General features: G+C 63.9%; 9 protein-coding genes and 1 tRNA gene. 9 read left to right on the top strand and 1 reads right to left on the bottom strand.

Annotation, left to right across the window (positions count from 1 at the left end):
* Positions 1-102: 102 nt before the first annotated feature.
* Entirely contained in the window at positions 103-1,161 is a 1,059-nt protein-coding gene (selD, locus tag OKW26_RS02535) for a selenide, water dikinase SelD (RefSeq protein WP_090808542.1), read from the bottom strand.
* Between the two features lie 413 nt (positions 1,162-1,574).
* Between selD and fdnG the strand changes: the two genes are divergently transcribed.
* The 9 genes from fdnG to OKW26_RS02490 all read left to right on the top strand — a co-directional run bounded on the left by fdnG (position 1,575) and on the right by OKW26_RS02490 (position 12,604).
* A complete protein-coding gene (gene fdnG / locus OKW26_RS02530) occupies positions 1,575-4,643 on the top strand; it encodes a formate dehydrogenase-N subunit alpha (RefSeq protein WP_429352594.1) in 3,069 nt (1,022 codons plus the stop codon).
* 9 nt (positions 4,644-4,652) lie between these two features.
* Positions 4,653-5,576: a formate dehydrogenase subunit beta gene (fdxH, locus tag OKW26_RS02525; protein ID WP_429352593.1), complete on the top strand. Its 924-nt coding sequence runs from the start codon at positions 4,653-4,655 to the stop codon at positions 5,574-5,576.
* Positions 5,573-6,229: a formate dehydrogenase subunit gamma gene (locus OKW26_RS02520; RefSeq protein WP_429352592.1), complete on the top strand. Its 657-nt coding sequence runs from the start codon at positions 5,573-5,575 to the stop codon at positions 6,227-6,229. Before fdxH ends, OKW26_RS02520 begins: the two co-directional genes overlap by 4 nt.
* A 123-nt stretch (positions 6,230-6,352) precedes the next feature.
* A complete protein-coding gene (gene fdhE, locus OKW26_RS02515) occupies positions 6,353-7,354 on the top strand; it encodes a formate dehydrogenase accessory protein FdhE (RefSeq protein WP_429352591.1) in 1,002 nt (333 codons plus the stop codon).
* A 46-nt stretch (positions 7,355-7,400) separates the two neighbouring features.
* Positions 7,401-8,849, top strand: coding sequence for an L-seryl-tRNA(Sec) selenium transferase (selA, locus tag OKW26_RS02510; RefSeq protein ID WP_429352590.1), 1,449 nt, complete (start codon positions 7,401-7,403; stop codon positions 8,847-8,849).
* Positions 8,850-8,862: 13 nt separating this feature from the next.
* On the top strand, positions 8,863-10,776 hold the full coding sequence (selB, locus tag OKW26_RS02505) for a selenocysteine-specific translation elongation factor (protein WP_429352589.1): 1,914 nt from the start codon (positions 8,863-8,865) through the stop codon (positions 10,774-10,776).
* A gap of 49 nt (positions 10,777-10,825) precedes the next feature.
* A tRNA-Sec gene (locus tag OKW26_RS02500) sits at positions 10,826-10,921 on the top strand.
* Between the two features lie 161 nt (positions 10,922-11,082).
* A complete protein-coding gene (locus OKW26_RS02495) occupies positions 11,083-12,093 on the top strand; it encodes a hypothetical protein (protein ID WP_429352588.1) in 1,011 nt (336 codons plus the stop codon).
* A 25-nt stretch (positions 12,094-12,118) separates the two neighbouring features.
* On the top strand, positions 12,119-12,604 hold the full coding sequence (locus OKW26_RS02490) for a hypothetical protein (protein WP_429352587.1): 486 nt from the start codon (positions 12,119-12,121) through the stop codon (positions 12,602-12,604).
* Positions 12,605-12,626: the final 22 nt, after the last annotated feature.

The following is a 12,626-nucleotide window of genomic DNA, read 5'->3' as shown; positions in this document are numbered from 1 at the left end:
ACGGACCGCGGGAAGACCGAAATTATCGCATGGGCGGCTCGTTCGGGCCGGTTATATGCGTCCTTCCCGGGGTTCTCCAGTGACGTCCTTCGGCCGCCTACCTCAGATGACTTCGACCCGCGCTTGCCCGCTCACCAGCTCGCCGATCACCCGTGCGTCGGCAAAGCCATCGGCGCGGAACAGCGCGAGCACTTCGTCTACCGCTTCGGGCGAGCACGACACCAGCAGCCCGCCCGACGTCTGCGGATCGGTCAACAACGCGCGGCCGGCGGACGGCAAGGTGGCGGGCAGCACCACGTCGTGGCCGTAGGCATCCCAGTTGCGGCCCGATGCGCCGGTGAAAATGCCTGCTTGCGCGAGGCTCGCGACGTTCGGCAGCCACGGCAGGTCCGCGTAGCGCACGCGCGCGGTCAGCTTCGAGCCGCGTGCGAGTTCCAGCGTGTGGCCGAGCAGGCCGAAGCCGGTGATGTCGGTCAGCGCATGCACGCCGTCGAGCCGCGCCAGCTCGGCGCCCGGCCGGTTCAGCTTGGTGGTCGCGCCGATCATTGCCGCGTAGCCGGCCTCGTCGAGCCGGTCTTTCTTCAGTGCCGCGGACAGAATCCCGACGCCGAGCGGCTTGCCGAGGATCAGCACGTCGCCGGCCTGGCCGCCCGCGTTGCGCTTGACGCGCTTCGGATCGACGATGCCCAGCGCGACGAGGCCGTAAATCGGCTCGACGGAATCGATCGAATGGCCGCCCGCGAGCGGGATGCCTGCTTCCGCGCAGACCGATTCGCCGCCTTTCAGCACGGCCGCGATCACGTCGTGCGGCAGCACGTTGATCGGCATGCCGACGATCGCGAGCGCCATGATCGGCTTGCCGCCCATCGCGTAGACGTCGGAGATCGCGTTGGTCGCGGCGATGCGGCCGAAGTCGAATGGATCGTCGACGATCGGCATGAAGAAATCGGTGGTCGCGACGATCGCCTGGTCTTCGTTGAGCTTGTAGACGGCGGCGTCGTCGGCGGTGTCGTTGCCGACCAGCAGGTCGGGGAAGAATGGCAGCGGCGCGCTGCGCTTGAGCAGATCGGCGAGCAGGCCGGGCGCGATCTTGCAGCCGCAGCCGCCGCCGTGCGACAGGCTCGTCAGGCGGGGCGACTGGCTTGCTTGGACTTGGGTCATGGGGGCGAGAGTTGGGGTTCGTCGAATGACCGCATTATGAGGGTTGTTTTCACACTGTGCAGCGTCGGCACGGGCGCAAACCGGCTCTATGCCGAACCCGTTTCGAACCCCGTTTTGCCGAGCAAGCGGCACGTACGCGCGATGAAACGAATTCTTTACGCTACAACGCAATTCCGCGGCGCCCGGGTAGTTCATAGGAGCGCAACAGTCCGCCGATGAGGTCAGTGGGAGTCACTATTCGCGGATGCAGCATGAATGGTGCCCAGCAGCGGGAATAAATCGTGCCAGCAGGGTGCCGTCCTTTCCAATGACTTTCGCATGTCCCATCTACCGGGGTGGCGAATGCACTACGCTGCATGTCGCGAAACGGCATCTATAATCAATTTTGTCCCCAAAAGAGCCGAGGCCATGCAATGACGCAAATGACTCGGCGACAATTCCTGAAGGTCTCTGCCACGACACTTGCCGGATCGAGCCTGGCCCTGATGGGCTTCTCGCCGACACCCGCGCTGGCCGAAGTCCGTCAGTACAAATTGTCGCGTGCGACTGAAACCCGCAACACCTGCCCGTACTGTTCGGTGGGCTGCGGCATCCTGATGTACGGTCTTGGCGACGAGGCCAAGAATGTGAAGACGAGCATCTTCCACATCGAGGGCGACCCCGACCATCCGGTCAATCGCGGCACGCTGTGCCCGAAGGGCGCGAGCCTGATCGACTTCATCCATAGCTCGAGCCGTCTGCGCTATCCCGAGTACCGCGCGGCCGGGGCGAACGAGTGGAAGCGCATCTCGTGGGAAGACGCGCTAGACCGCATCGCGAAGCTGATGAAGGAAGACCGCGACGCGAACTTCGTCGAGACGAACGCGGACGGCAAGAAGGTCAACCGCTGGCTGACTACCGGCATGCTCGCGGCATCGGCCGGCAGCAACGAGGTGGGTTATCTGACGCACAAGACTGTTCGCAGTCTCGGCATGCTCGGATTCGACAATCAGGCGCGTGTCTGACATGGCCCGACGGTGGCAGGTCTTGCCCCGACGTTTGGCCGTGGAGCGATGACGAACCATTGGGTCGACATCAGAAACGCGGACGTGATTCTCGTGATGGGCGGCAATGCGGCCGAGGCACACCCATGCGGTTTCAAATGGGTCACCGAAGCCAAGGCGCACCGCAAGGCGCGTCTGATCGTGGTCGACCCGCGCTTTACGCGTACGGCGTCGGTCGCGGACTACTTCGTGCAGATCCGCACCGGTACGGACATTGCGTTCCTCGGCGGGGTGATCAACTACCTGCTGACGAACGACAAGATCCAGCACGAGTACGTGAAGAACTACACGGACGTGCCGTTCATCGTGCGCGAGGATTTCGCGTTCAAGGACGGCCTGTTTTCCGGCTACCACGCCGACACGCGCAGCTACGACAAGACCTCGTGGGACTACGAGCGCGGCGACGACGGCTTCGCCAAGGTCGACCCGACGCTGCAGGACCCGCGCTGCGTCTATCAGCTGATGAAGCAGCACTACTCGCGCTACACGCCCGAGCAGGTCGAGAAAATCTGCGGCGTGCCGAAGGAGAAGTTCCAGCACGTGTGCGAGATGCTCGCGTCGACGTCGGTGCCTGGGCGCGCGGCCACGATCATGTACGCGCTCGGCTGGACGCATCACTCGGTCGGCTCGCAGATCATCCGCACCGGCGCGATGGTGCAGCTGCTGCTCGGCAACATCGGCATCGCGGGCGGCGGCATGAACGCGCTGCGCGGCCATTCGAACATCCAGGGCCTGACGGATCTCGGCCTGATGTCGAACCTGCTGCCGGGCTACATGACGCTGCCCATGGAAGCGGAGCAGGACTTCGACGCCTACATCGCGACGCGCGCCAAACAGCCGCTGCGGCCGAACCAGCTGAGCTACTGGCGCAACTATCGCGCGTTCCACGTGAGCTTCATGAAATCGTGGTGGGGCGACAAGGCGACCGCCGACAACAACTTCGCTTTCGACTATCTGCCGAAGCTCGACAAGTCCTACGACCTGCTGCAGGTCTTCGAGCTGATGAATCAGGGCAAAATGACCGGCTACCTCGCGCAGGGCTTCAACCCGCTTGCCGCCGCGCCGTTCAAGGCGAAGAACGGCGCGGCGCTGGCCAAGCTGAAGTGGCTCGTGATCATGGATCCGCTCGCGACCGAAACGTCGGAGTTCTGGAAGAACCACGGCCCGTTCAACGACGTCGACAGCGGCTCGATCCAGACAGAGGTGTTTCGTCTACCGACCACCTGCTTCGCCGAGGAACGCGGCTCGCTCGTTAGTTCGAGCCGGGTGCTGCAGTGGCATTGGCAGGGCGCGGACGGTCCCGGCGAAGCGAAGAGCGACCTCGATATCATGGCGGGGCTGTGGCTGCGTATTCGCGACGCTTATCGCAAGGACGGCGGCAAGTATCCCGATCCGATCCTGAACATGAGCTGGCCGTATGCGAACCCGGAAAGCCCGACGCCCGAAGAACTCGCGATGGAGTACAACGGCAAGGCGCTCGCGGACGTCACCGATCCGAAGGACACGACCAAGGTGCTCGCGAAGAAGGGCGAGCAGCTCGCGAGTTTCGCGCTGCTGCGCGACGACGGCTCGACCTCGAGCGGCTGCTGGATCTTCTGCGGCGCGTGGACCCAGGCGGGCAACCAGATGGGCCGCCGCGACAACTCGGACCCGACCGGCATCGGCAACACGCTGAACTGGGCCTGGGCATGGCCGGTGAACCGGCGGGTTCTGTACAACCGCGCGTCGTGCGATCTCAGCGGCAAGCCGTTCGATCCGACGCGCAAGCTGATCGCGTGGAACGGCAGCACGTGGTCGGGCGCCGACATTCCGGACTTCAAGGTCGACGAGCCGCCCGAAGACGGCATGAATCCGTTCATCATGAATCCGGAAGGCGTGGCTTGCTTCTTCGCGCGCGAAGCTATGGTGGAAGGGCCATTCCCCGAGCACTACGAGCCGTTCGAAACGCCGCTCGGCTACAACCCGCTGCATCCGGACAACAAGTTGGTCGTCAGCAATCCTGCGGCGCGCGTGTTCCCGGACGACATGGCCACGTTCGGCACGCACGAGAACTTCCCGCATACGGCGACCACCTATCGTCTGACCGAGCATTTCCACTACTGGACCAAACACGCGCGTCTGAACGCGATCATCCAGCCCGAGCAGTTCGTCGAGATTGGCGAAGACCTCGCGAAGGAGATCGGCGTGGTAGCCGGCGACCGGGTCAAGGTGAGCTCGAACCGCGGGCACCTGGTTGCCGTCGCGGTCGTGACGAAGCGGATCAAACCGCTGATGATCGAAGGCAAGAAGGTGCAGACCGTCGGGCTGCCGCTCCATTGGGGCTTCAAAGGGCTCGCGAGGCCGGGCTATCTCATCAATACGCTGACGCCCCCGGTGGGCGACGGGAATTCGCAGACACCGGAATTCAAGTCGTTCCTCGTCAAGGTCGAAAAGGCATAAGGAAAAGAGATGGCACTGCAATCACTGGACATCAGACGCGTTTCGGCCACCACCACGCAGCCGCCGGTGATTCGCGAGCCGGCCACGGGCACGGTCGCGAAGCTCATCGACGTGTCGAAGTGCATCGGCTGCAAGGCGTGTCAGACGGCTTGCATGGAGTGGAACGATCTGCGCGACGAGATCGGCGTGAACGTGGGCGTCTACGACAACCCGCCCGATCTCACCGAGCATTCGTGGACCGTCATGCGGTTTGCCGAGTACGAGAATTCCGCCGGCGATATCGAATGGCTGATCCGCAAGGACGGCTGCATGCACTGCGACGACCCGGGCTGTCTGAAGGCCTGTCCGGCGCCGGGCGCGATCGTGCAGTACACGAACGGCATCGTGGATTTCCACCAGGAGAACTGCATCGGCTGCGGCTTCTGCATCGCCGGCTGCCCGTTCGACATCCCGCGTATGTCGAAGAAGGATCACCGCGTATACAAGTGCACGCTGTGTTCGGATCGTGTGGCGGTCGGCCAGGAGCCGGCGTGCGTGAAGACCTGCCCGACCGGCGCGATCATGTTCGGCACCAAGGAGGACATGAAGCAGCAGGCCGAGGACCGCATCGTCGATCTGAAGGAGCGCGGTTTTCAGAACGCTGGCCTGTATAACCCGGACAAGGTCGGCGGCACGCATGTGATGTACGTGTTGCACCACGCCGACCGGCCGTCGCTGTATCACGGCCTGCCGGACGATCCGCGCATCAGTCCGCTGGTCTCGTTGTGGAAGGGCATCGCCAAGCCGATCGGGCTCGCCATTATGGGGATCGCCGCGCTCGCGGGCTTCTTCCACTACACGCGCGTCGGCCCGAACGAGGTGTCCGAGGCCGACGAAGCCGCAGCCGTCAAGGAAGCCGAAGAAGCACGCCGTTCGCGGGAGGGTACGCAATGAACCACTCTGAGCACACCGACTTCACGGACCTGAAGGGCAACCGACTGATCGTGCGCTATACGCCGAACGAGCGCACGAATCATTGGATCACCGCGATCTGTTTCATCCTGCTTGCGCTGTCCGGTCTCGCGCTGTTCCATCCGTCGATGGCGTTTCTGTACGTGGTACTCGGCGGCGGGCAGTGGACGCGGATTCTGCACCCGTTCATCGGCTGCGTGATGTTCGTCTCGTTCCTGATTCTTGCGTTGCGCTTCTGGCATCACAACTATCTGGACCAGGCGGATATCCAGTGGATGAAGCAGATCGGCGACGTGCTGAACAATCGCGAGGAACGCCTGCCCGCAATCGGCAGGTACAACGCCGGGCAGAAGCTGCTGTTCTTCGTGATGGTGATCTGTATGCTGCTGCTGTTGCTGAGCGGCATCGTGATCTGGCGGCGCTACTTTTCGTTCTATTTCCCGATTGGTGTGATCCGGCTCTCGGCGCTCGTGCATGCCGTGACGGCATTCCTGCTGATCGTCGGCATCATCGTGCATATCTATGCGGCGCTGTGGGTCAAGGGCTCCATAGGTGCGATGACGCGCGGCACCGTTACCTATGGCTGGGCGCGCAAGCATCATCCAAACTGGTTCAGGGAAATCATCGGCAAGTAAATACGCTCTATAGACGCTGCTCCGATGCGGACTCTAATGCACTGGACGCAGCGCCCCTCGCACCGGGCCGCCGCGCCTCGTCGATGACGGGCGGCGGCCCTTCAGTTTTCAGAGGTCGATATCTTGACTCAACGCATTCTCGAAGCCGCCGACATCGAGTCGCTCGATCCCTCGGCAATACCCCGCATCCGCATGCCCGAGCGGCTCGCGGTGTTCGCGCCGCGCGCCGCGCGCCTGCGTCAGCTCGCCTCGCGCGGCAATCCGATCGCCGGCTACCTGCGGCTGATGGCGGCGCTTGCCGATGCGCAGCAGGCGGTGCTCGCGCACTTCAAGGCCCAGCCACCGAGCCCCGAGCTGATCGCGAGCGCGCAGCAGTATTCGATGCCGCTGATTCCAGCGCTGTCCGGCGCGCGCGATCCGGCGTGGCGCGACGTGCTGCTACAACTGCTCGACAGGATCGAAGCGGCGGGTCCCCCGTTGACGCCGCCGCTCGTGGCGTTGTTCGCGCGCCTGCGCTCGCTCGACGTCGCCGCGCTCGAAGCGCAGGCCGACGCGATCTTCGCGCAGCGCTTCGCCGACGTCGATCCGGCGAGCGCGCCGTTCATCATCGCCGCGCTGCAGGTCGTATGGACCGACCTCGCCGCCGACATCGACAAGCGCGCCGTACCGTACCTCGACACACCGGGCCTGTGCCCGGTGTGCGGCTCGCATCCGGTGGCGAGCACGCTGCGCATCGGCGGCGCGTACGACAACTATCGCTATCTGCAATGCGGATTGTGCGCGACCGAATGGCATATGGTCCGTAGCAAATGCTCGAACTGCGATTCGACGAAGGGCATCGCGTACCAGGTAGCCGGCTCGCCCGACGCCGACGCAGCCGCGCGCGAAGCCGAATCGAAAAACGCCGCGCTGAAGGCGGAGTCGTGCGACGAATGCCATACTTACCGCAAGATCGGCATTCAGGCGAAGGACTACGAGTTCGATCCATTCGCGGACGACCTCGCGAGCCTCACGCTCGATCTGCTGATGGGCGCGGAAGGTTACCGCCGCGCGTCGCCGCATCCATGGCTGTGGCCGGAGCAGACGGCCGGCGCGACCGAAACGGAGGGCGACGAGTCGGCCTGACGGCGACCTGACCGGAGCCAAGTTCAAAACGACATAAGGATTGCTCGTGAGCGATGTGAGCAGCTCGGCATTGCGCGCGCTGATGGCGCGCGTGCCGTCGGTGGACAAGGTGTTGGCGTCGGAACAATTCGTGCCGCTCATCGGCGCATACGGCCGCACCCAGGTACTCAACGCGCTGCGCGACGCGCTCGATGCGTGGCGCATCAGCGCGCAATCGGGCGATGCGGCGGCCAACCCGGCGGTGAGCGCGCTCGATACCGCGCAGCTGCATGCGACGGTCGCCGCGGCGCTGCTCGCGCGTAACGCGTCGCGGCTGCGCAGCGTGTTCAATCTGACCGGCACCGTGTTGCACACGAACCTCGGCCGCGCGCTGCTGCCCGATGAGTCGGTGCGCGCGGTGATGAGCGCGCTTACGCAACCGGCCAACCTCGAGTTCGATCTCGCCACCGGCACGCGCGGCGACCGCGACGATCTGATTGACGATCTGATCTGCGAGCTGACCGGCGCCGAAGCGGCGACCATCGTCAATAACAACGCCGCCGCGGTGCTGCTCACGCTGTCCGCGCTCGCGGCGAAGAAGGAAGTGGTGGTGTCGCGCGGCGAACTCGTCGAAATCGGCGGCGCGTTTCGCATTCCCGACATCATGAGCCGCGCGGGCGCGAAGCTGCGCGAAGTCGGCACGACGAACCGCACCCATCTGAAGGACTATGAACAGGCGATCAACGCGCGTACCGCGCTGCTGATGAAAGTCCACGCGAGCAACTATGCGATCAGTGGCTTCACGAAGGAAGTCGGCATCGAAGAGATCGCGCCGCTCGCGCACGCGCGCGGGCTTGCGGTCGCCGTCGATCTCGGCAGCGGTACGCTCGTCGATCTCGCCGAATGGGGCTTGCCGCGCGAGCCGACGGTGCGCGAGACCGTCGCGGCCGGCGCCGATCTGGTCACGTTCAGCGGCGACAAGCTGCTCGGCGGCCCGCAGGCCGGGTTGATCGTCGGGCGGCGCGATCTGATCGCGAAGATCAAGAAGCATCCGCTGAAGCGCGCACTGCGGGTCGGCAAGCTGACACTCGCGGCGTTGGAGCCTGTTCTCCAGCTGTATCGCGCGCCGGAGAAGTTGACGGAGCGGCTGACCACGCTACGGCTCCTCACGCGGCCCGCCGAAGATATTTACGGCGCCGCGCAGCGCGTGTTACCGGCGCTACAGCAGGCGATCGACGCGCGCTACAGCGTGGCCGCGGAGCCGATGTTCAGCCAGATCGGCAGCGGCGCATTGCCCGTCGACGTGCTGCCGAGCTATGGCCTCGTCATCAGGATGAGCGACGGCAAGCGCGGCGGCCGTCATCTGCTCGCGCTCGAAAAGCAGTTGCGCGAGATGGCGCGGCCGGTGCTCGGCCGGATCGCGGACGACGCGTTGCGGCTCGATCTGCGCTGCCTCGAAGCCGCCGACGAAGCGCAATTGATCGCACAGCTGATCGCGCAACCGAAAAGCAACTGAAGGACGGGCACGCATGATCGTCGGTACTGCTGGGCATATCGACCACGGCAAAACGAGCCTCGTGAAGGCACTCACCGGCGTCGACACGGACCGGCTCAAGGAAGAAAAAGCGCGCGGCATTTCGATCGAGCTCGGCTACGCGTACGTACCGCTCGACAATGGCGACGTGCTCGGTCTGATCGACGTGCCGGGCCACGAAAAGCTCGTGCATACGATGACCGCGGGCGCGAGCGGCATCGACTTCGCGCTGCTCGTAATCGCCGCCGATGACGGCGTGATGCCGCAAACACGCGAACATCTGGCGATCGTCGAACTGCTCGGCATCCGGCGCGGCGCAATCGCGTTGACGAAAGTGGATCGCGTCGACGACGAGCGCCTGCGCGAAGTGCGCGATGAAGTGAGTGTGTTCGTCGCTGGCAGCGTGCTGCGCGACGCACCGGTATTCGATACCTGCGCAACGCGCGCGGGCGATGCGGGCGTCGCCGCGCTGAACGCGCATCTGCGCGAGCAGGCCGCCGCATGGCGCATGAAGCGCGACGACGGCCTGTTCCGCCTCGCCGTCGATCGCGTGTTCACGCTCGCGGGGCAGGGCACGATCGTCACCGGGACCGTGGTGGCGGGCAGCGTGAGCGTCGGCGACACGATGCTGCTCGCGCCGAAAAACGAATCGGTGCGCGTGCGCAGCATCCACGCGCAGAATCGCCCCGCCGAAACCGGTCGCGCCGGCCAGCGTTGCGCGCTGAATCTGGCGGGCATCGAGAAGAGTGCGATCGAGCGCGGCGACTGGATCGTCGATCCGCGACTGTCGCAAGCGAGCGAGCGCATCGACGTCGCGTTGACGCTGCTCGCCGACGCGCCGCACGCGCTCGAACATTGGGAGCCGCTGCACGTGCATCTCGGCACGCAGCATCAGGTTGCGCATGTCGCGCTGCTCGAAGGCGACACGCTCGCGCCCGGTCAGCGCGCGCGCGTGCAACTCGTGTTCGAGCTGCCGCTGTGCACGGTGCCGGGCGATCGCTTCGTCGTGCGTAACGCTCAGGCCAATCGCACGGTGGGCGGCGGCCACGTGCTCGATGCGTTTGCTCCGGCGCGCAAGCGGCGCTCGCCGGAGCGCTTCGGCTGGCTCGACGCGATGCAGACGCTGCTCGACACCGGCTCACTCGACGCGCTGTTCGCTCGCGCGCCGCACGGTTTGTCGCGGGCGTTGCTGGAGCGCCTCACGGGGATGCCGGCGGCGGCGCTCGCGTTGCCCGCCGCGACACGCACGATCGAACTGCCGGGCCATGACGCGCTGCTGGTCGCGGACGCGACATGGCACACGCTCGAGGGGCGCCTGACGAGTGCGCTCGCGCAATATCACGAGCGCTCGCCCGACGAACTCGGCCCGGACGTGTCGCGCTTGCGGCGCATCGCGGCGCCACTGGTCGACGACGCCCTGTGGCGCGCGCTGGTCGACGATGCGGCGGCGCGTGGCCAGCTCGTCAGACGCGGACCGTGGCTGCATTTGCCCGGCCACGCCGTGACGCTCGACGCCGCCGATCAGGCGCTTGCCGCGACGCTGCTGCCCGAGATCGAGGCGGGGCGTTTCGATCCGCCGTGGGTGCGCGAGCTCGCGAACGCGCACGGTGTGCCGGAGGAGCGCGTGCGTCAGTTGCTGCGCAAGCTCGCGCGTCAGGGCGAGCTGTTCCAGGTCGTGCATGACCTGTTCTACCACCAGCAGGTGATTCGCGAACTTGCGTCGATCGCGGCGGCGGAGGCGCACAAGAACGGCGGCACCGTGGCGGCCGCGCCGTTTCGCGACGCGACCGGGCTCGGCCGAAAACGCGCGATCCAGCTTTTGGAGTTCTTCGACCGGGTTGGGTATACTCGCTTCCACCGTGGCCTGCACCTCGTGCGCACGGATAGCCGCTGGCTCGATCTGCCTTGATCTGGCTGGCGGTCTGTTTCTATCGGGCTCGCGTCATCCAATCATCGTAGGAAGGCATTCGTATCCGGTGGTGCGGCTGGGCTTCAAACCCAGTTGGGGGCGTCAGACGCTCCTAGGTCGGTTCGACTCCGGCGGCCTTCCGCCACAAGGCTTTGCGGGATTTCTGTCTCCGGTTTTTTGAGATGTATTTTTTTCCGCAAAAGTCAATCTTTTCCGCAATTATTGCTTGCTAGTCGATTGCCGAATGTCGTAGGCTTTCCCGCTCTGGCGACCCTCGCCCAATAGAAGCAAGCGATGAGGCAATAGATGGCTGTAGAAACCAAGAGCGCAAAGACCGCATACTATCGCCGTGCAGCCATCGTGCCGGCATCCGCGCAAACGCTCCAGCAGTTAGTCCAGTTTGCACTAGCCCAACAGAAGAAAGTTAAAGACCGTCTGGAGGCCGTCGACGCTTCCGCTTCTCATCATCGAGTCATCAGTTCGACCAAGGTCGTGGGCGGTGTTTTATGCGGCACCCTGGTTGCCTTCGAGCGCGGTGCATTCCAGCTGGTGATCGTGGACGATCCTGAGGCGACCAGTCTGCCTATCGGGGCTCTGGAGCCGCCGCAGAAAGATGAGAAAAACCAGCAGTATGTGCCGGGCGTACTTTTTTTCGCCATATTCGAGAATCATCTGGTCGTCGTGCACTCGCAGTCGTTGAAGACATCAGCGCTCGAGCGGCATCTGGCGTGGCTGTTGCGAGACAAAGTTGGTCTGTTGGGGAGCCAACAGGGATTGGCCCTCGCCGACGAAATCAAGAAAGCGACGAAAGACCGGATCCGTAAGTCTCATGTGAAGGCTTTGTCGTTCGGTCGGCCGTTCATGGTGCCGGGCGCCGACGAGGGCGACCTGGCTGTAACGACCAACGTCGCGGCGAAGAAGAAGGATGTTTCAAAGCTTGAGCCCGATCATGCGGTCGTGAATTTCATCAAGAGCATTCTCCCGGGCGACCGCTTCGCAAAGCTGAACCTAGAGGACGCCGTGTTTGACGGGAACCTCGAGGTCTGGCTTGAAATCAGGTACCCGACCCGCTCCCGTTCACAGCCGGCGGATACCATGAAGCTCATTGATGACCTTGCAATCGCATTCCGAGATCAGGACGAAGATTCGGTTGCTCTCGAACTGGCAGACGGCTTCAAGGTCAAGGGCTCAGAGCTCAAGATTTCGCATCCTCTGACAATGGCGAGCGTGGGCGGGGTGCCGCAGGAGGACGACTTTTACGCGGACATGGTTGCCTGGTTGTCGAGCCTGATAAAGAACGGAGTGGTATCATCGTAGGGCCATGAGGACCTACTCCAGAGCCTTGCTGATCGTGATGGGCGCTGCTGCGTTCGCGGCGCTGGCGCCCTATTTCCCAGAGCTGTTGTCGGGGAAGACGGTGAAGTATTTCGCCGCGATTTTTGGACTCCTCGCCACCATTCTTTCTGTGTTTTTTTCCCAGTTGAATAGCACGACAGGAGTCGGGGTTCTCTCGTCCCGCGAGATGGAGCGTTACACCGTAGCTCGTGTCGACATTCGCAAGCGTTTCTGGCTCGTGATCGGGCTTTGTTTTTCCTGCAGCGTGCTGATGTGGATTCTGAGTGAAGCTCCCATCAGTGATAACCCTCGCATCAATGGCGCCGTTATCGGCTTTCTCCTCTTCGTCGGTGTGACGTATCTGTTGGTCGTGGCTCGGTGGATCAACGATCTTTCGGCATTCGCGGATCGGATGCGCCTTATCGAACAGCAGCGAAAAGAGCATGAGGCCGTCATCAAACGTTTGACTGACGCGGCGAAGAGCGTAAATTAACGACGAACGAATTTAACCGCTT

Source organism: Paraburkholderia sp. 32, from assembly GCF_050435345.1.
GTDB lineage: Bacteria > Pseudomonadota > Gammaproteobacteria > Burkholderiales > Burkholderiaceae > Paraburkholderia > Paraburkholderia tuberum.
The sequence above is the reverse complement of the archived record's forward strand: the minus strand, read 5'-3'. Positions and strand labels throughout refer to the sequence as shown.

Coding starts and splice junctions, on each gene's coding strand:
- OKW26_RS02495 (WP_429352588.1), top strand. CDS start 11,083: ATGGCTGTAGAAACCAAGAGCGCAAAGACCGCATACTATCGCCGTGCA.
- selD (WP_090808542.1), bottom strand. CDS start 1,161: ATGACCCAAGTCCAAGCAAGCCAGTCGCCCCGCCTGACGAGCCTGTCG.
- selB (WP_429352589.1), top strand. CDS start 8,863: ATGATCGTCGGTACTGCTGGGCATATCGACCACGGCAAAACGAGCCTC.
- fdxH (WP_429352593.1), top strand. CDS start 4,653: ATGGCACTGCAATCACTGGACATCAGACGCGTTTCGGCCACCACCACG.
- OKW26_RS02520 (WP_429352592.1), top strand. CDS start 5,573: ATGAACCACTCTGAGCACACCGACTTCACGGACCTGAAGGGCAACCGA.